At 58.6% G+C, this 18,155-nt stretch carries 16 protein-coding genes and 1 other RNA gene; 10 read left to right on the top strand and 7 right to left on the bottom strand.

Features of this window, described 5'->3' with window-relative positions:
• Positions 1-16 precede the first annotated feature (16 nt).
• A complete protein-coding gene (locus RTN40_RS12790) occupies positions 17-1,057 on the top strand; it encodes a permease (protein ID WP_312228789.1) in 1,041 nt (346 codons plus the stop codon).
• Between the two features lie 40 nt (positions 1,058-1,097).
• On the opposite strand, the gene dolP is transcribed toward RTN40_RS12790, so the two are convergent.
• From dolP to RTN40_RS12770, 4 genes are read right to left on the bottom strand one after another with little or no spacing between them, the layout of a single operon-like run.
• Positions 1,098-1,673, bottom strand: coding sequence for a division/outer membrane stress-associated lipid-binding lipoprotein (gene dolP, locus RTN40_RS12785; RefSeq protein ID WP_312228788.1), 576 nt, complete (start codon positions 1,671-1,673; stop codon positions 1,098-1,100).
• A gap of 9 nt (positions 1,674-1,682) precedes the next feature.
• Entirely contained in the window at positions 1,683-2,273 is a 591-nt protein-coding gene (gene diaA, locus RTN40_RS12780) for a DnaA initiator-associating protein DiaA (protein WP_103821315.1), read from the bottom strand.
• 20 nt (positions 2,274-2,293) lie between these two features.
• The gene (locus tag RTN40_RS12775; RefSeq protein ID WP_312228787.1) at positions 2,294-2,692 is read right to left on the bottom strand and encodes a YraN family protein; all 399 of its coding nucleotides are present in this window, start codon (positions 2,690-2,692) and stop codon (positions 2,294-2,296) included.
• Positions 2,650-4,761, bottom strand: a complete 2,112-nt coding sequence (locus tag RTN40_RS12770) for a penicillin-binding protein activator (RefSeq protein ID WP_312228786.1) — start codon at positions 4,759-4,761, stop codon at positions 2,650-2,652. Before RTN40_RS12770 ends, RTN40_RS12775 begins: the two co-directional genes overlap by 43 nt.
• Positions 4,762-4,823: 62 nt before the next feature.
• On the opposite strand from RTN40_RS12770, the gene rsmI reads away from it, so the two are divergent.
• Positions 4,824-5,684: a 16S rRNA (cytidine(1402)-2'-O)-methyltransferase gene (rsmI, locus tag RTN40_RS12765; protein ID WP_312228785.1), complete on the top strand. Its 861-nt coding sequence runs from the start codon at positions 4,824-4,826 to the stop codon at positions 5,682-5,684.
• 102 nt (positions 5,685-5,786) lie between these two features.
• Here rsmI and garD read toward each other — a convergent pair whose 3' ends face one another.
• Complete coding sequence (gene garD / locus RTN40_RS12760) at positions 5,787-7,358, bottom strand: galactarate dehydratase (protein WP_312228784.1); 1,572 nt, start codon at positions 7,356-7,358, stop codon at positions 5,787-5,789.
• 411 nt (positions 7,359-7,769) lie between these two features.
• Here garD and RTN40_RS12755 point away from each other — a divergent pair, with 411 nt between their 5' ends.
• The 7 genes from RTN40_RS12755 to RTN40_RS12725 all read left to right on the top strand — a co-directional run bounded on the left by RTN40_RS12755 (position 7,770) and on the right by RTN40_RS12725 (position 15,376).
• Positions 7,770-9,101, top strand: coding sequence for an MFS transporter (locus RTN40_RS12755; RefSeq protein ID WP_312228783.1), 1,332 nt, complete (start codon positions 7,770-7,772; stop codon positions 9,099-9,101).
• Positions 9,102-9,127: 26 nt separating this feature from the next.
• Positions 9,128-9,898 carry a 2-dehydro-3-deoxyglucarate aldolase gene (gene garL, locus RTN40_RS12750; RefSeq protein WP_042390201.1) on the top strand — a complete coding sequence of 257 codons (771 nt, stop codon included), beginning with the start codon at positions 9,128-9,130 and terminating at the stop codon, positions 9,896-9,898.
• Positions 9,899-9,928: 30 nt separating this feature from the next.
• Positions 9,929-10,819, top strand: coding sequence for a 2-hydroxy-3-oxopropionate reductase (garR, locus tag RTN40_RS12745; RefSeq protein ID WP_312228782.1), 891 nt, complete (start codon positions 9,929-9,931; stop codon positions 10,817-10,819).
• Between the two features lie 61 nt (positions 10,820-10,880).
• On the top strand, positions 10,881-12,026 hold the full coding sequence (gene garK, locus RTN40_RS12740; protein WP_312228781.1) for a glycerate 2-kinase: 1,146 nt from the start codon (positions 10,881-10,883) through the stop codon (positions 12,024-12,026).
• 32 nt (positions 12,027-12,058) lie between these two features.
• An RNA gene (gene rnpB / locus RTN40_RS12735) (RNase P RNA component class A) lies at positions 12,059-12,441 on the top strand.
• Positions 12,442-12,705: 264 nt separating this feature from the next.
• Positions 12,706-14,037: a hypothetical protein gene (locus tag RTN40_RS12730; protein WP_312228780.1), complete on the top strand. Its 1,332-nt coding sequence runs from the start codon at positions 12,706-12,708 to the stop codon at positions 14,035-14,037.
• A 34-nt stretch (positions 14,038-14,071) separates the two neighbouring features.
• Complete coding sequence (locus RTN40_RS12725; protein ID WP_312228779.1) at positions 14,072-15,376, top strand: L-serine ammonia-lyase, iron-sulfur-dependent, subunit alpha; 1,305 nt, start codon at positions 14,072-14,074, stop codon at positions 15,374-15,376.
• Between the two features lie 44 nt (positions 15,377-15,420).
• Here the strand turns inward: RTN40_RS12725 and RTN40_RS12720 are convergent, their stop codons facing one another.
• Entirely contained in the window at positions 15,421-16,119 is a 699-nt protein-coding gene (locus tag RTN40_RS12720) for a pirin family protein (RefSeq protein WP_312228778.1), read from the bottom strand.
• A gap of 104 nt (positions 16,120-16,223) precedes the next feature.
• Here RTN40_RS12720 and RTN40_RS12715 point away from each other — a divergent pair, with 104 nt between their 5' ends.
• On the top strand, positions 16,224-17,141 hold the full coding sequence (locus RTN40_RS12715) for a LysR family transcriptional regulator (RefSeq protein WP_312228777.1): 918 nt from the start codon (positions 16,224-16,226) through the stop codon (positions 17,139-17,141).
• Positions 17,142-17,156: 15 nt separating this feature from the next.
• Here RTN40_RS12715 and RTN40_RS12710 read toward each other — a convergent pair whose 3' ends face one another.
• Positions 17,157-18,143 carry a glutathione S-transferase family protein gene (locus tag RTN40_RS12710; protein WP_312228776.1) on the bottom strand — a complete coding sequence of 329 codons (987 nt, stop codon included), beginning with the start codon at positions 18,141-18,143 and terminating at the stop codon, positions 17,157-17,159.
• Between the last annotated feature and the right edge of the window lie 12 nt (positions 18,144-18,155).

Here is an 18,155-nt window from a genome sequence, read left to right as displayed (position 1 = left end):
CTTTCCGGGGAATGCAATGACTGGTCAGTCTTCATCTCAGGCGGCAGCACCTGTCCAATGGTGGAAGCCCGCGCTCTTTTTTTTCGTTCTTATCGTTGGGCTTTGGTACGTAAAGTGGCAGCCCTACTACGGTAAAGCTTTTACCGCCGCTGAGACACACAGCATCGGCAAATCCATTCTTGCCAACGCCGAAGCCAATCCGCTGCGAGCCGCGCTCGACTACGCCATGATCTACTTCCTCGCGGTCTGGAAAGCAGCCGTACTGGGCGTGCTGCTCGGCTCGCTGGTGCAGGTGCTTATTCCCCGCGACTGGCTGCTGCGTACCCTGGGCCAGAAGCGCGTCGGCGGCACGCTGTTTGGCACGCTCTTCTCCCTGCCAGGGATGATGTGCTCCTGCTGCGCCGCGCCGGTTACCGCCGGGCTGCGCCGTCAGCAGGTGTCAATGGGTGGCGCGCTGGCGTTCTGGATGGGTAATCCGCTGCTTAACCCGGCTACGTTAGTGTTTATGGGCTTTGTGCTGGGCTGGCACTTCGCCCTGATCCGCCTCGTAGCCGGTCTGGCAATTGTGCCGGGGGTTGCTCTGCTGGTGCAGCGCTGGGTGAAAGAGAGCGACCGACCGTCGCCGCTGCCTGAAGCGGTCACCGCCGCCGAGCCGCAGGGCGGATTTATGGCGCGCTGGGGCCGGGCGCTGTGGACGCTATTCTGGAGCACAATTCCTGTCTATATTTTGGCGGTGCTGCTACTGGGTGCGGCGCGGGTGTGGCTTTTCCCTCACGCCGACGGCGCTATCGACAACTCACTGATGTGGGTCGTGGCAATGGCTATCGTGGGCTGCCTGTTTGTGATCCCAACGGCAGCGGAAATTCCTATTGTACAGACCATGATGATGGCGGGGATGGGCATGGCTCCGGCTCTGGCGCTGCTCATCACGCTGCCGGCGGTAAGCCTGCCGTCGCTGATTATGCTGCGCAAATCCTTCCCGGCGAAGGCGCTGTGGCTAACCGGTGGGCTGGTGATAGTAGGGGGGATGATTGTGGGCGGGATTGCTTTGCTGTGATAAATCGCCGGATGGCACTATACCATCCGGCTTATCAACATTATTTGATAAACGTAAACGCCGTGGTGACGTGCTTGACGCCCGACACGCGGCTGGCAGTATCGGCAGCGGCGCGGCCTTCACGCTCTGTTACCAGCCCCAGCAGGAACACCTCGCCGTTTTCGGTGGTCACCTTCACGTTCGACGATTTCACCTGATCGCTACCCAGCAGCTGGGAACGGACCTTGGTGGTGATCCAGGTATCTGACGAGGCGGTGCCCAGGCTAATCGGCTGGCCCTGGCGGATCTCGTTATAGACCTCCGTTGCCCCCTCGACGCCCATCGCAATCTGCTTCGCACGCGAGGCCAGTTCGGTATTCGGCGCCTGGCCGACCAGCAGGACTTTCCCCTGGTAAGCGGTCACGTTAATGCGTGCGCTCTTCTTAATTTGCTCATCTTTAGCCAGCGCGCTGTTAACGCGTAGCTCCAGCGTTCCGTCATCAACCTGCGTGCCCACGGTACGCGGATCGGTCGCTGCTTTGGTGCCTACGGCAGCGCTGCCGACCACGGCCGCTGCAACACATCCCTGAAGCAGCAGCGCGGAGAGTATTACCGCAAGGGGCGTAAATGCCTTCATGTCTACTCCTTAATCATCCTGGTGAGGAAAAAGCGTGTTATCAATCAGATCGCAAAGGCAGTTCACCGTCAGCATATGCATCTCATGGATGCGTGCGCTGCGATGGGAAGGAATACGAATTTCGACATCCTGTGGCCCAAGAAGACCCGCCAGCTCGCCGCCGTCGTAGCCGGTGAGGGCAACGATGGTCATATCGCGGGTGACGGCTGCCTCAACGGCCTTTACGATATCCCGGCTGTTACCCCGGGCGGAGATTGCCAGCAGTACGTCGCCGGCATGGCCGAGTGCGCGTACCTGTTTGGCATAGATCTCATCATGCAGCCGATCGTTGGCGATCGCGGTTAAGACCACGTTATCGGTATTTAGTGCAATTGCCGGCAGGCTCGGACGCTCGGTTTCGAAGCGATTGATCATGCTGGCAGCAAAATGCTGGGCGTTGGCGGCAGAGGTGCCGTTGCCACAGCAGAGGATTTTGTTACCGTTAAGCAGGGAGTGAACCAGCGTCATGGCAGCACGGGAGATCGCATCCGGCAGGGCTTCCGCCGCCGCAATCTGGGTTTGAATACTTTCCGTAAAGCAGACTTTAATTCTTTCGAGCACGGTGATCCCTATAATGTCAGCTAGTATGAGCGGTCGTTAAAAGCGTCTTGTATCCACTCCACGTCGTTTCCGGTGAAGGCTACCACATCGAACCGGCAATCCACAGTGTCAAAACTCCCATTGTGGCGGGCGAGCCAAAAACGCGCCGCCGACAGAAGTTTCAACTGCTTGCTGCGGGTGATGCTGGCCGCTGCACCACCGTAGCGGGCCGTTTTACGATAGCGAACCTCAACGAAGACGGTTGTTGGACCCTGGCGCATAATCAGGTCAATCTCGCCGCCGCGTGAACGCACGTTGGCGGCGATAAAGCGCAGTCCTTTGCCCTCCAGCCAGCGGCGCGCTGTTGCTTCCCACGCGTCGCCGGTCTGTTTACGGCTTAACTGGCCGGGACGATCTGCCCCTGCTGGTATTTGAGCCATGATAACTTCCTGTTAATCACGCAGTCTGGAGTAGCCGAGAGATCGCCAGTATTACCGCTGATCTCGAAGCCGGGAACCTGACGCATTTGGGCGAAGTGGTTGGCCAGCGCCCAGGCATCAACGCCCATGGCATACAGGCGTGCCAGCGAGTAGTCGTTGTTGACGCTGCCCAGCGCCTGCTGCATCAGCGCAGGGTTGCTGCCTGCCAGCATCGGGATTTCGCTAAACTGTAACCCTTCCATCTCGAGGCGGAAGTCCGGGCCTGCGCCGCCCTGAGCGCTGCGCGAGCTGGCGTAGAGGGCCGCACTGCTGTGGCTGCCGGTGCGCATGGCGATCATCGGCTTGATGAGAGCGATCTCGTTCGGCGTTGCCAGGATATAGGCCGCATCGACGTTGCCGCCGCCGGTGATCTGCGCGTCGGTCGGCGGGGCCGGAATGGTCAGGCCGCCGATAGTCACCCCCTGCTGTTGTGGCAGGCTGGAGGCCACCGGGGTGCCAGTCAGGGCGATACCCGAGCCGCCGTTGATGCCCATCTTCAGTTCTGCCGTGGAGCCAAACTTCTGCTGCAGCACGGTACCACCGCCCAGTTTCTGCCACTCATCGGCAAAGGCGGTGGTAACCCGATCCCCCAGTGAGCTGCGCGGAACCAGCAGCAGCGGCGCGCGCCGACCCTGATCCCACATGTGGTGGGCGGCGTCGCGGGCCTCGTCTTCCGGCGAGAGGGCGAAGTAGCAAATGTTCGCCCGGCTCTGCACCGACTCCGGCTGGTTCAGCGCCAGCACGTTAAGGGCGGTGTTGCTGCGCATTAGCTCTTCAACGTTACCCTTTAGCAGCGGGCCAACCACGATGCTGGCACCGTCCTGCTGAACCTGGTTGAGGATCTGATCGAGCGGCTGCGAGCTGGTGTCATAAATTTTCAGCTCGGCAGAGGGATTCGCCGGCGTGCTGGCTACCGCTGGCGTCGCGGCTGGCTGCGCCTGTGGGTCAGGGGCGCTCACAGGCGCAGCTGTGTTAGCTGGCGCAGCGGTTTCAGCGGGTTCTGAGGCTTGAGTCGCCTCGGGAGCGGTAACCGGGGCCTCTACCGGTGCGGCAGGCTGGGTCTGGGTCAGCTCATCCACCGGTGCCTGGGAGGGGCTAACGACGTCAGCGTCTCCCGCTGTCGCCGCCTGGGCAACCTGGACAGGCGTTGCCGGGCCGCTCACGGCAGGTGCGCCGTTCTTCGCCGCTTCAAAACCCTGCTGGATAGCACGGCCATAGACCGCGGCCTGGCCGTTCAGCGGCAGCAGCAGGGCGATTTTGTTGGTAGAAGCCGGTTTAAAATTCTGCACGTTGGTTAACGCGGTCGGCAGCATCTTCGCCCCGGGGTTTTGTGGATAGCGGGTCTGCCAGTCGCCGATCCCCGCCTTCAGCATGTTTGGATCGGTACGGTTATCGAACCAGACGCGCTGGAGATCGAGCCAGCCCTGCAGCACGTTCTCATCGGCGTTGATCACCAGCGCCTGCGCCTGCTCCGGCGTCATAGAGGAGAGCGACTGCCAGGTGGCATCAATATTTTTCTGCTTATCCTTCGCCGCCAGCAGCGGCTCCTGGGCAATTAAGGCCCGCAGCAGCGCCAGCGACGGGCGGCCCTGGCTGGCGTCAATCTGTGCCTGCCAGTAGCGCGCCAACTGGTTACCCTCGAAATCGGCGGGCTTCAGCTTATCAAGCAGCGCCTGCGCACCGGCAAAATCCTTCTGCACCAGCTTAAGCTCAACGGCCAGCAGCGACTGCTCTTTACGCTGGGTATCGGTCAGCTCCTGCGGCAGCTGGTTAAACAGCTCGCCCGCCTGCTGGCTTTTGCCCTCCTTCAACAGGGCACGAATGGCGAGTAATTGCCAGTTGGTCTTGGTATCATCAGTGCTTTGCTGCATCTGGCTGAGATAGAAGCCAGAGTCAGCCTGCGCCGTGCCCTGCATGTGTGCGCTGCTCTGGTCTGGCGCCTGTGTTCCACAGCCGGCAAAAAGCAGGGCGGCCAGCACGACAGGCAGACAACGCGCTGCTTTTAAACGGAAAAATGTTGACTGTACCATTCTGTATCCAGTGATATTTTTTTCGCAATGCTCAATATTAAATCGGCAATACGGATGAAACAATGAAACAACACGAATCGGCGGAGAATTCTCATGGTCAGCTCTACATTGTACCCACGCCAATCGGGAATTTGGCTGATATCACCCAGCGCGCGCTGACCGTGTTGCAAAGCGTTGATTTAGTTGCCGCAGAGGATACCCGCCACACCGGCCTGCTGCTCCAGCACTTCGCTATCAGCGCCCGCCTGTTTGCCCTTCACGACCATAACGAGCAGCAGAAGGCGGATACGCTGGTGGCGAAGCTTAAAGAGGGGCAGAACATCGCCCTCGTTTCCGACGCCGGGACGCCGCTGATCAATGACCCCGGCTACCACCTGGTGCGTACCTGCCGCGAGGCGGGGATCCGCGTGGTGCCGCTCCCTGGTCCCTGCGCCGCTATCGCCGCCCTCAGCGCCGCCGGACTGCCGTCGGATCGCTTCTGCTACGAAGGTTTCCTGCCTGCCAAATCCAAAGGCCGCCGCGACACGCTAAAAGCGCTGGAGGCCGAGCCGCGTACGCTGATCTTCTATGAGTCTACCCACCGCCTGCTCGATAGCCTGGAGGACATCTGTACCGTGCTGGGTGAATCCCGCTACGTGGTGCTGGCCCGTGAGCTGACCAAGACCTGGGAGTCAATTCACGGCGCGCCTATCGGTGAGCTGCTGGCGTGGGTGAAGGAAGACGAAAACCGCCGCAAGGGCGAGATGGTGCTGATTATCGAGGGGCATAAGGCCCAGGAGGAGGATCTGCCTGCCGACGCGCTGCGCACTCTGGCGCTGCTCCAGGCGGAGCTGCCGCTGAAAAAAGCCGCCGCGCTGGCCGCGGAGATCCACGGCGTGAAAAAGAACGCCCTCTATAAGTACGCCCTGGAGCAGCAGGGATAAGGTTACCGACATTCAGCGTGTCGGAAGAATGTCGGAAGAATGTCGGAAGAAATTGCTGATGTACCGTAGGCCGGGCAAGCGCAGCGCCGCCCGGCAAAAACATCACGTCACCGGAGCTGGGTTAAACACCGCCAGCTGGTTGTGCAGTCCCCACTGATCCGAGAAGGTTTTCTTGCGGCCGCTGGCAACGTCAAGGATGAAGCGGAACAGCTTCCAGCCGACGTCCTCAATGCTCTCTTCGCCGGTCGCAATCGTCCCAGCGTTGATATCCATCAGATCGTACCAGCGGTTAGCCAGCTCGGTACGGGTCGCCATCTTGATCACCGGCACTGCCACCAGGCCGTACGGCGTACCGCGCCCGGTGGTGAACACCTGAACAGTGATCCCGGAGGCTACCTGCTGAGTGCCGCAGACAAAGTCGCTGGCAGGGGTAGCCGCGTAGATCAGGCCGCGCTTCGTTGGACGCTGGCCCGGGGAGAGCACTTCCACGATGGCGCTCTGACCGGATTTAGCGATAGAGCCAAGCGCTTTCTCAACCACGTTAGCCAGGCCACCTTTCTTGTTACCCGGAGAGGGGTTGGCGCTGCGGTCGGTTTTACCCATGTCGAGATAGTTATCGTACCAGGCCATCTCCTCCAGCAGGCGTTTACCCACCTCCTCGTTGATGGCGCGCGGGGTGAGAAGATGGATAGCGTCACGCACCTCGGTCACCTCGGAGAACATCACCGTCGCACCGCAGCGGACCAGCAGGTCTGAGGCGTAGCCCACCGCCGGGTTAGCGGTCACACCGGAGAAGGCGTCGCTGCCGCCGCACTGCATCCCAACAACCAGCTCGGAAGCCGGGCAAGTTTCGCGCTGGCGAGCGTTGAGCTTGATGAGGTGGCGCTCGGCAACCTGAAGAATATCGTCAACCATTGAGCGGAAGCCGACGTGCTGCTCATCCTGCAGGCGTACAATGCTGGCGCTGTCTACTGCGATTGCCTGCACGTCTTCCGTTCCCTGCAGCAGGCGCTCCGGCTGGAGCTTCTCGCAGCCGAGACCGACTACCATCACTTCACCGCCGAAATTAGGGTTCAGGGCGATATTATGGATGGTGCGGATAGGCACTACCGCTGCCGGGGCGTTGATCGCCACGCCGCAGCCGTAGAGGTGGTTAAGACCCACCACGCCGTCAACGTTAGGGTATTTCGGCAGCAGGTCACGCTCGATAATTTTAACCACGTAGTCCACCACGCCTGCGACGCAGTGTACGCTGGTGGTGATCCCCAGCAGGTTTTTGGTCCCGACGCTGCCGTCGGCGTTGCGATAGCCTTCAAAGGTGTAACCCTCCAGGGCGGGCAGCGGCTCCGGCACCTTAGTTGCCAGCGGCAGGGTGTTCAGCGGCGGCGCTTTTGGCAGCTCCACGGTGGACTCGTCGATCCAGCTTCCCCGGGCAATATCGCGCACCGCGTAGCCGATCACTTCACCGTAGCGGACAATGTCACCGTGCGCGGGAATATCCACCAGTGCCACTTTATGCCCCTGCGGGATATGCTCAATGAGTTCAAGCCCATCCGGGAAACGCGTCCCGGCTCTTAAGCCATTGTCATTGACAATAATCGCCACGTTATCGGTTTCATGAACCTTAATATAAAACGCCGTCGGCGATTCTTGACGAATTTCGATATCGGCCATTGTCCAGTATTCTCCAGCCAGGTGTGAGATAACAAAAACGGTAAAGAGTGGATCGTGTTTCTCATTATCAGAAATATAACGACACTGCTATGGAATAAATAGTGTCAGGAGTTTCTGGTTAAGAATGTGATCCAGATCACTCCTTATTGCCGTAACAGGCCCCACAGCAGGGCGAATGCCTAAATCTGTGGATCAGCGCCCAGCGAGTTGTGCATATGCTCAATATAATCATCCGAAGTAATTTATTAATTGAGCAAAGTGACAATGCGTGATGTTGGTGGCCTGATTATACTGATTCACGATTTCATTGCATCTGGTTAGTTACCTGATATTGCCTGCTATCAATAAATAATCAGGAAAATACACCTCATATAACGATAAAAATAGAGTACCGTGCCCGAGGATTAATAAATGATACTGGATACTGCCGTTGAGTCAAAAAAGGGTATGCCTACCCGTTATTTAATCTTGCTCATTATCTTTATCGTTACGGCGATTAACTACGCGGACCGCGCGACGCTCTCTATCGCCGGGACCGAAGTCGCTAAAGAGCTGCAGCTCAGCGCCGTCTCTATGGGCTACATCTTCTCCGCCTTCGGCTGGGCCTACCTGCTGATGCAGATCCCCGGCGGCTGGCTGCTGGACCGCTACGGTTCGAAGAAAGTTTACACCTACAGCCTCTTTTTCTGGTCGCTATTTACCTTCCTGCAAGGGTTCGTTGATCTCTTCCCGCTGGCCTGGGCTGGCGTGTCGATGTTTATCATGCGCTTCATGCTTGGCTTCTCTGAAGCGCCTTCGTTCCCGGCTAACGCCCGTATTGTTGCCGCGTGGTTCCCGACCAAAGAGCGCGGCACGGCATCGGCTATTTTCAACTCTGCCCAGTACTTCTCTCTGGCGCTCTTCTCCCCGCTGTTGGGCTGGCTGACCTTCGCCTGGGGCTGGGAGCATGTGTTTACCGTAATGGGCGTGATTGGCTTTGTGCTGACCGGTATGTGGGTGAAGTTTATCCATAACCCTACCGACCACCCGAACATGTCTGCCAACGAGCTGGAGTACATCACCAAAGGCGGCGCAGTGGTCGATATGGACCACAAAAAGCCCGGCGCGGCGGTGGCGGGTCCGAAAATGCACTACATCAAGCAATTATTGACCAACCGCATGATGCTGGGTGTGTTCTTCGGCCAGTATTTTATCAACACCATTACGTGGTTCTTCCTCACCTGGTTCCCTATCTACCTGGTGCAGGAGAAGGGGATGTCGATTCTGAAAGTGGGCCTGGTGGCCTCTATTCCGGCGCTGTGCGGCTTTGCCGGTGGCGTGCTGGGCGGGGTCTTCTCGGATCACCTGATTAAACGTGGCGCAACAATTACCCTGGCGCGTAAGCTGCCTATCGTACTGGGAATGCTGCTGGCGTCGAGCATCATTCTGTGTAACTACACCAATAATACCACCCTGGTGGTCACGCTGATGGCGCTGGCATTCTTCGGGAAAGGGTTTGGTGCCCTCGGCTGGCCGGTGATCTCCGACACCGCGCCAAAAGAGATTGTTGGACTTTGCGGCGGGGTATTCAACGTGTTTGGCAACGTGGCCTCCATTGTCACTCCGCTGGTAATTGGTTACCTGGTCAGCGAGCTGCACTCCTTTAACGCTGCACTGGTGTTCGTCGGCTGTTCAGCACTGATGGCGATGTTCTGCTACCTGTTCGTGGTAGGCGACATCAAGCGTATGGAACTGCGGAATTAAGCAACGGTTACTTCAAGGTATAGATGATGACTAACGATATCTTCCCAAACAAATTCAAGGCTGCGCTGGCAGCGCATCAGATTCAGATTGGCTGCTGGTCCGCGCTGGCAAGCCCGATCAGCACCGAAGTGCTGGGTCTGGCGGGCTTTGACTGGCTGGTACTCGACGGCGAACATGCACCGAACGATGTCACCACCTTTATCCCGCAGCTGATGGCCCTCAAGGGCAGCAGCAGCGCGCCGGTTGTCCGTGCCCCGGCTAACGATCCGATTGCCATTAAGCGCCTTCTCGATATCGGCTTCTACAACTTCCTGATCCCGTTTGTCGAGAGTGAAGAGGAGGCCGTACTGGCAGTCGCCTCTACCCGCTATCCGCCAGAGGGCATTCGCGGCGTATCGGTCTCCCACCGCGCTAACATGTTTGGCACCGTGCCGGACTACTTCGGCCAGGCAAACAAGAACATCACTATCCTGGTGCAGATTGAAAGCCAGCAGGGCGTAGACAACGTCGATGCTATCGCCGCCACCGACGGCGTGGACGGGATCTTCGTTGGCCCAAGCGACCTTGCTGCCGCGCTGGGCCACTTAGGCAACGCATCGCACCCCGAAGTACAGCGTTGCATCCAGCACATTTTTGCCCGTGCCAAAGCGCACGGTAAGCCAAGCGGCATCCTCGCGCCGGTAGAGGCCGATGCGCGCCGTTACCTGGAGTGGGGCGCAACCTTCGTTGCCGTTGGCAGTGACCTGGGCGTATTCCGCGCCGGAACCCAGCGCTTAGCTGATTCATTTAAGAAATAACCACCACCGAACTGAAGAGAGAGACGCACTATGACACTGAAAGTTGGTTTTATTGGCCTGGGCATCATGGGTAAACCAATGAGTAAAAACCTCATTAAAGCCGGTTACTCGCTGGTGGTTTCTGACCGTAATCATGAGGCGGTTGCTGAAGTGATTGCTGCCGGTGCAGAAACTGCCTCTACGGCAAAAGAGATTGCCGAGCAGTGTGATGTGATCATCACCATGCTGCCGAACTCCCCGCACGTAAAAGAGGTGGCGCTGGGCGAAGGCGGCATTATCGAAGGTGCAAAAGAGGGCACCGTGCTGATCGACATGAGCTCCATCGCACCACTGGCCAGCCGTGAAATCAGCGACGCGCTGAAGGCGAAAGGCGTACAGATGCTGGACGCACCGGTGAGCGGCGGGGAACCGAAAGCCATCGACGGCACGCTCTCCGTAATGGTCGGTGGCGACAAGGCGCTGTTCGATAAGTACTACGACCTGCTGAAAGCGATGGCTGGCTCGGTGGTGCACACCGGTGATATCGGCGCGGGCAACGTGACCAAGCTGGCAAACCAGGTGATCGTGGCGCTGAATATTGCCGCCATGTCTGAGGCGCTGAGTCTGGCGACCAAAGCAGGCGTGAACCCGGATCTGGTATTCCAGGCTATCCGCGGCGGCCTGGCGGGCAGCACCGTGCTGGAGGCGAAAGCGCCGATGGTGCTGGATCGCAACTTCAAGCCGGGCTTCCGCATCGATCTGCATATCAAAGATCTGGCGAACGCGCTGGATACTTCCCATGGCGTGGGCGCGCAGCTGCCGCTGACCGCAGCGGTGATGGAGATGATGCAGGCGCTGCGTGCTGACGGTCACGGCAACGACGACCACAGCGCCCTTGCGTGCTACTACGAAAAACTGGCGAAGGTAGAAATCGCTCGCTAATAAAAAACGGGCGCGGCGACGCGCCCGGAATCTATGCCGCGTGCAGTAACAGGCTACTGATATGAAAATCGTAATCGCCCCAGACTCTTATAAAGAAAGCCTCTCTGCTACCGAGGTAGCCCAGGCGATAGAAAAAGGCTTCCGGGAAATTTTTCCGGATGCACAGTACGTCTCCGTTCCGGTCGCCGACGGTGGGGAAGGAACGGTTGAGGCGATGATTGCCGCCACCCAGGGTGCGGAGCATACGGCATCGGTGACCGGCCCGCTGGGGGAGCGCGTTGACGCCCGCTGGGGGATGTCCGGCGACGGTAATACCGCCTTTATCGAGATGGCCGCTGCCAGCGGACTGGCCCTCGTGCCACCTGAACAACGTAACCCGTTAATTACCACCTCGCGCGGCACCGGGGAGCTTATTCTGCACGCGCTGGAGCACGGCGCACGGAATATCATTATTGGCATCGGCGGCAGCGCCACAAACGACGGCGGTGCGGGCATGGTGCAGGCGCTGGGCGCTAAGCTGTGCGATGCGAACGGCACCGAGATCGGCCACGGCGGCGGCAGCCTGATGAGCCTTAACACCATCGACATCAGCGGGCTGGATCCGCGTCTGGCAGCGTGCACCATCCGTGTCGCCTGCGATGTGACGAACCCGCTGACGGGGGATCAGGGCGCATCGCGCATCTTTGGCCCGCAGAAAGGGGCCACCGAAGCGCAGATCGTTGAGCTGGACAACAATCTTAATCACTATGCCGACGTGATTAAAAAATCCCTGCGCGTGGACGTAAAAAACGTACCTGGCGCGGGCGCGGCGGGCGGGATGGGCGCGGCGCTGATGGCTTTCCTTGGCGCAGAGCTACGCAGCGGCATTGAGATCGTCACCCAGGCGCTGAACCTGGAGGAGCATATTCACGACTGTACGCTGGTGGTCACCGGCGAGGGGCGAATCGACAGCCAGAGCATTCACGGCAAGGTGCCTGTGGGCGTGGCGAACGTTGCCAAGAAATACCATAAGCCGGTGATCGGCATTGCGGGCAGCCTGACGCGCGACGTAGGCGTCGTGCATCAGTACGGTATCGATGCGGTATTTAGCGTGCTGACCAGCATCGGCACGCTGGAAGAGGCCTTCCGTGGTGCATTCGACAATATCTACCGCGCTTCACGCAACATTGCCGCCACCCTGCGGGTTGGGATGTTGACGGAGGGGTGACAGCGGGGCGTAAACCCTCTATACTGCGCGCCGAAGCTGACCAGACAGTCGCCGCTTCGTCGTCGTCCTCCTTCGGGGGAGACGGGCGGAGGGGAGGAAAGTCCGGGCTCCATAGGGCAAGGTGCCAGGTAACGCCTGGGGGGTGTCACAGCCCACGACCAGTGCAACAGAGAGCAAACCGCCGATGGCCCACGCAAGTGGGATCAGGTAAGGGTGAAAGGGTGCGGTAAGAGCGCACCGCGCGGCTGGTAACAGTCCGTGGCACGGTAAACTCCACCCGGAGCAAGGCCAAATAGGGGTTCATAAGGTACGGCCCGTACTGAACCCGGGTAGGCTGCTTGAGCCAGTGAGCGATTGCTGGCCTAGATGAATGACTGTCCAACGACAGAACCCGGCTTATCGGTCAGTTTCACTCTTTACACAGAACCCCGCCTCGGCGGGGTTTTTTGTTTTTTACGGTAAGTAATCCTGCGTGATCCCCTTCACACATACACCAGCGTTAGAATATTTTTATTTATTCAGATGAAAGCACAGCGGTCGTTTCTCTCACTCTCCCATTCAAATTAAACAATAGCCAAGTTTTTCTCCCGCTTCCTGATTACGATTAATCCATACCAATAGCCGCGGTATCAGCGGCATCGATAATAAATCTGTCCCTACATTAAGAAGCGAGAGCATTATGAGTACCAATAATAGTATTGATGTGATGCAAGGCACATCTGCGGCGGCACGAAAGGCAGGGATGTCGGAGCAGGCGTGGCGTGAAGCAATTAAATTCGACAGTACCGATACGGGCTGGGTCATTATGAGTATCGGCATGGCCATTGGCGCGGGAATTGTATTTTTACCGGTGCAGGTGGGATTAATGGGGCTGTGGGTATTTCTGCTCTCCTCTATTATTGGCTATCCGGCAATGTATCTCTTCCAGCGATTATTTATTAATACGCTAGCGGAGTCGCCGGAGTGTAAAGACTATCCCAGCGTCATTAGCGGCTATTTAGGTAAAAACTGGGGCGTCTTATTAGGTGCGCTCTATTTTGTTATGTTGGTGATCTGGATGTTCGTCTACTCCACCGCCATTACCAACGACAGCGCTTCCTATCTCCATACCTTTGGCATCACTAAAGGTCTGCTCTCCGATAACCCCTTCTACGGCCTGGTGCTAATCTGCATTCTGGTCGCCATCTCCTCGCGCGGCGAGAAGCTGCTGTTTAAGGTCTCGAGCCTGATGGTGCTGACCAAGCTGCTGGTGGTCGCGGCGTTGGGGCTGAGCATGGTGGGACTATGGCATCTCTACAATGCCGGGACGCTTCCGCCCGCAGGCCTGCTGATTAAGAATGCGATCATTACGCTGCCCTTTACCCTGACCTCCATTCTTTTTATCCAGACCCTCAGCCCGATGGTTATCTCCTACCGCGCCAAAGAGAAGTCGGTTGAGGTTGCTCGCTATAAAGCCCGGCGGGCGATGAATATCGCTTTTGCCATTCTGTTTATTACCGTCTTTTTCTACGCTGTCTCATTCACCCTGGCTATGGGCCACGATGAAGCGGTGAAAGCGTATCAGCAAAATATCTCCGCGCTGGCCATTGCCGCCCAGTTTATTAGCGGCGAGGGCGCAGGCTGGGTAAAAGTAGTTAGCGTTATTTTAAATATCTTTGCCGTGATGACCGCTTTCTTTGGCGTCTATCTCGGCTTTCGCGAGGCGACCCAGGGCATTGTCATGAACCTGCTGCGGCGTAAATTCCCGACCCGGCAGTTTGATGAAAAATATGTGCAGGGCGGGATCATGATCTTCGCCATTCTGCTGGCCTGGAGCGCGATTGTGCTTAATGCTCCGGTGCTGAGCTTCACCTCAATCTGTAGCCCTATATTCGGCCTGATCGGCTGCTTAATTCCCGCCTGGCTGGTCTATAAGGTGCCGGCTCTGCACAAGTACAAAGGCCTGTCGCTGAAAATCATCATCATTACCGGTCTGCTGCTCTGTATTTCACCGCTGCTGGCCTTCGCCTGATGCTATTAATCTCATGAAACAGATGGACGCTATTATGTCAGATGTAAAATGGACCCCGGAATGGGATCGGTTTATTCAGATCGTACGCCAGGAGGTTAAACCCGCGCTGGGCTGTACCGAGCCGGTATCGCTGGCGTTGGCCGCCGCCACCGCCGCCGCGCAGCTATCCGGCAGCATCGAGCGCGTGGAGTGCTATGTCTCGCCTAATCTGCTGAAAAACGGTATGGGGGTCACCGTGCCGGGAACGGGCATGGTAGGCCTGCCGATTGCCGCCGCCCTCGGCGCGCTCGGAGGCGATGCCGCCGCCGGGCTGGAAGTGCTAAAAGCCGCGTCGCCAGCGGCAATCGCAAATGCCAAAGCGATGCTGGTCGAGGGGCGGGTAAGCGTCAGGGTACAGGAGCCGTGCAGTGAGATCCTCTATGCCCGTGCCTGTGTCTATACGGCGGACAGCCAGGCCAGCGCGACGATCGAGGGCGATCATACCCGCATCGTAAGGATCGAAAAGCAGGGCGAGACGGTTTTCCAGCGCCGTGACCATGAGAGCGAGAGCGGTGAGGATCCGCTGGCGGCGCTGTCACAGACCACGCTGCGCAACATTCTTATCTTCATCGAGCAGGCTCCGTTTGAGCGGATCCGCTTCATTCTCGATGCCGCTCGCATCAACGACACGCTCTCCCGGGAGGGGCTGGCGCAGGAGTGGGGTCTGCATATTGGCACCACGCTGCAAAAACAGCGCGATCGCGGCCTGCTGGGGAACGATCTCTCTTCGGCGATTGTGATCCGTACCAGCGCCGCCTCGGATGCACGAATGGGCGGCGCGGCGCTGCCAGCCATGAGCAACTCGGGATCCGGCAACCAGGGGATCGCCGCCACGCTGCCGGTTGTGGTGGTCGCTGAGTTTTTAGGTGTGAGTGACGAGCAGCTGGCCCAGGCGCTGATGCTTTCCCATCTCAGCGCGATCTACATTCATAATCAGCTTCCGCGCCTGTCGGCACTCTGCGCCGCGACAACGGCGGCTATGGGGGCGGCGGCAGGGATGGCGTGGCTGATGGACGGACGCTATGACACCCTCGCCAGGGCTATCAGCAGCATGATCGGCGACGTCAGCGGAATGATCTGCGATGGCGCATCCAACAGCTGCGCCATGAAAGTCTCGACCAGCGTCTCGTCAGCGTGGAAAGCGGTGCTGATGGCGCTGGATGAAACTGCCGTGACCGGCAATGAGGGGATTGTGGCGCACGATGTAGAACAGTCGATCGCTAACCTCTGTGCGTTGGCCTGCCGGGCGATGCAGGCAACCGACCGGCAGATTATCGACATCATGGCACACAAAGTCTAAAAACCGTAGGCCGGGCAAGCGCAGCGCCGCCCGGCGTTTCAGGGTCAAACAGGTAAATCAACCAGCAGCGCCCGCAGCGGCGTGTCCGCTACCAGCGTAATTTGCGCCTCGTCGCGAATAAACGCCCCGTCGCCACAGGTCAGCGCCTTGTGCTCTTCCTGCGGCGTCAGGGCATGAAACCTGCCATGAATCGACTGCAGGTAGGCGCGTGGACCGTGCAGCTGGAAGCTAACCTGCTCGCCCTGGTCCAGCTCAATATGGTGCAGCCAGACCTGCTGACGTAGCTGCATACTTTCATCATGCCCGTCAGGGGAGGCCAGCAGCTGCTGCTGACCTGTAATGGCCATTTTTTGCATTGGCGGGTTCTCCCGCTCCGGGCAGGCGTCCAGCCAGAGCTGCATCCGCGTCAGGGATTTATCTTTGCTTAGGTTATGCTCGCTATAGCTGATCCCCGGCTGGGTCGCTATCAGCAACGCTTCACCCGCCTTCGCCTGTACATGGTGACCATCGCTATCGCGGTACTCGGCTTCTCCCTCAAGGATCAGGTTAAGAATATCCACCTTAGGGTAGGTACGCGGCTGGAATGACGCGCCGGGGGCCAGAACCTCCTGGTTCAGCACCCGCAGGGAGGCGTAGCCCAGCAGTTTAGGGTCGAAGTAGTGTCCAAAGGAGAAGGTATAACGGGCCTGCAGCCATCCGAAATCTGCCTGTCCGCACTGTTTGGCTGTTCTGGTAGTAATCATAATTCTGACCTCTCTTTACACTAAATCAATGGTAAAGGTATGGACGCTGCAATGTTAGCCAGATATTCTGCCCGGTATGTTCAAATTTCCTGAATGAGAACGAAATGGCTAAAGAGAGAGCGTTGACGCTCGAAGCATTACGCGTCATGGACGCCATCGACAGGCGTGGCAGTTTTGCCGCAGCGGCGGATGAACTGGGCCGGGTGCCCTCCGCGCTGAGCTATACCATGCAGAAGTTAGAGGAAGAGCTGGACGTCGTGCTCTTCGACCGCTCCGGACACCGAACAAAATTTACCAACGTTGGGCGCATGCTGCTGGAGCGGGGACGCGTCCTGCTGGAGGCCGCCGACAAGCTCACCACCGACGCCGAAGCGCTGGCTCGCGGTTGGGAGACACACCTGACGCTGGTGAGCGAGGCGCTGGTGCCAACGCCCTCCTTTTTCCCGCTGGTGGAGAGGCTGGCAACGAAAGCCAATACCCAGCTCTCCATTATTACCGAAGTGCTGGCGGGGGCATGGGAGCGCCTGGAGCAGGGCCGGGCGGATATCGTTATCGCCCCGGATATGCACTTCCGCTCGTCGTCAGAGATCAACTCGCGCAAGCTCTACACGCTCCTCAACGTCTACGTCGCCGCGCCGGATCATCCTATTCACCAGGAGCCGGAGCCACTCTCTGAGGTGACGCGGGTGAAATATCGCGGCGTCGCGGTAGCCGATACCGCCCGCGAGCGCCCAGTGCTTACCGTACAGCTGCTGGACAAGCAGCCGCGCCTGACGGTGAGCAGCCTGGAGGATAAGCGCAACGCGCTGCTGGCCGGGCTAGGCGTAGCCACCATGCCTTACCCGCTGGTGGAGCAGGATATCGCCGAAGGGCGTCTGCGGGTGGTCAGCCCGGAATCCACCAGCGAGGTGGATATCATTATGGCCTGGCGGCGCGACAGCATGGGCGAGGCGAAGGCCTGGTGCCTGCGGGAGATCCCTAAGCTTTTTGCAGGGAACCAGGCAATAAAAAGGGCACCCTGAGGGTGCCCTGATAGCTTAGCCGAAGCGGGTATCGCGCCCGTGCGGCTCATCCAGATCCTGCCATGGGCCGATAGAGATAATCCCCGTCGGGTTGATGGTCTTATGGCTGCGGTAGTAGTGGTTGCGAATGTGGGCAAAGTCCACGGTTTCGGCAATGCCCGGCATCTGGTAGATATCCCGCAGGAATCCGTACAGGTTCAGGTAGTCGCTGATCCGGTGCTTATCGCACTTGAAGTGCGTGACGTAGACCGGATCAAAACGTACCAGCGTCGTCCACAGGCGAATATCCGCCTCGGTCAGACGATTACCGGTCAGGTAGCGGTGCTGGCCGAGGATCTGCTCCAGCCGCGCCAACGAGGCAAAGACATTCTCTACTGCCTCGTCGTAGGCTTCCTGGCTGGTAGCGAACCCGGCTTTGTAGACGCCGTTGTTCACATTGTCGTAGATCCAGCTATTCAGCTCATCAATCTGCGCCCGCAGCTCTGGCGGATAGTAGTCGCCCGCTTTCGCGCCGTGCGCGTCAAACGCAGTATTAAGCATGCGAATAATATCCGCAGACTCATTGCTGACGATAGTGTGATTTTTCTTGTCCCACAGCACCGGCACGGTAACGCGCCCGGTATAGTGTGGGTCAGCGTGGAGATAGAGCTGGTAGAGAAAATCGTGCTGATAGAGCTTGTCGCCGGTGGCCGCCGGGAAGCTATCATCAAAGGTCCAGCCGCTCTCCAGCATCAGCGGGTTAACCACTGAGACGTCGATAAACGGTTCAAGACCCTTTAGCGCGCGGAAAATCAACGTCCGGTGCGCCCATGGGCAGGCGAGGGAGACATAAAGATGGTAGCGATCTTTCTCGGGAGCAAAACCGCCTTCGCCCGTCGGGCCGGCTTCGCCGTCGGCGGTCAGCCAGTTACGGAACGCGGACTCCGAGCGTTTAAAACGTCCGCCGGTTGACTTTGTGTCGTACCAGACGTCATGCCAGACGCCGTCAATAAGCTGTCCCATGGTGCTCTCCTT

The organism is Pseudescherichia sp. (genome assembly GCF_031987975.1).
GTDB lineage: Bacteria > Pseudomonadota > Gammaproteobacteria > Enterobacterales > Enterobacteriaceae > Pseudescherichia.
Note: the sequence above shows the minus strand (reverse complement) of the source record. Positions and strands in the feature narration are given on the sequence as shown.

Excerpts from the sequence above, each read along its gene's own strand:
- RTN40_RS12790 (WP_312228789.1), top strand. The coding sequence starts at position 17 with ATGACTGGTCAGTCTTCATCTCAGGCGGCAGCACCTGTCCAATGGTGG.
- dolP (WP_312228788.1), bottom strand. The coding sequence starts at position 1,673 with ATGAAGGCATTTACGCCCCTTGCGGTAATACTCTCCGCGCTGCTGCTT.
- RTN40_RS12775 (WP_312228787.1), bottom strand. The coding sequence starts at position 2,692 with ATGGCTCAAATACCAGCAGGGGCAGATCGTCCCGGCCAGTTAAGCCGT.
- RTN40_RS12770 (WP_312228786.1), bottom strand. The coding sequence starts at position 4,761 with ATGGTACAGTCAACATTTTTCCGTTTAAAAGCAGCGCGTTGTCTGCCT.
- rsmI (WP_312228785.1), top strand. The coding sequence starts at position 4,824 with ATGAAACAACACGAATCGGCGGAGAATTCTCATGGTCAGCTCTACATT.
- garD (WP_312228784.1), bottom strand. The coding sequence starts at position 7,358 with ATGGCCGATATCGAAATTCGTCAAGAATCGCCGACGGCGTTTTATATT.
- RTN40_RS12755 (WP_312228783.1), top strand. The coding sequence starts at position 7,770 with ATGATACTGGATACTGCCGTTGAGTCAAAAAAGGGTATGCCTACCCGT.
- garL (WP_042390201.1), top strand. The coding sequence starts at position 9,128 with ATGACTAACGATATCTTCCCAAACAAATTCAAGGCTGCGCTGGCAGCG.
- garR (WP_312228782.1), top strand. The coding sequence starts at position 9,929 with ATGACACTGAAAGTTGGTTTTATTGGCCTGGGCATCATGGGTAAACCA.
- garK (WP_312228781.1), top strand. The coding sequence starts at position 10,881 with ATGAAAATCGTAATCGCCCCAGACTCTTATAAAGAAAGCCTCTCTGCT.
- RTN40_RS12730 (WP_312228780.1), top strand. The coding sequence starts at position 12,706 with ATGAGTACCAATAATAGTATTGATGTGATGCAAGGCACATCTGCGGCG.
- RTN40_RS12725 (WP_312228779.1), top strand. The coding sequence starts at position 14,072 with ATGTCAGATGTAAAATGGACCCCGGAATGGGATCGGTTTATTCAGATC.
- RTN40_RS12720 (WP_312228778.1), bottom strand. The coding sequence starts at position 16,119 with ATGATTACTACCAGAACAGCCAAACAGTGCGGACAGGCAGATTTCGGA.
- RTN40_RS12715 (WP_312228777.1), top strand. The coding sequence starts at position 16,224 with ATGGCTAAAGAGAGAGCGTTGACGCTCGAAGCATTACGCGTCATGGAC.
- RTN40_RS12710 (WP_312228776.1), bottom strand. The coding sequence starts at position 18,143 with ATGGGACAGCTTATTGACGGCGTCTGGCATGACGTCTGGTACGACACA.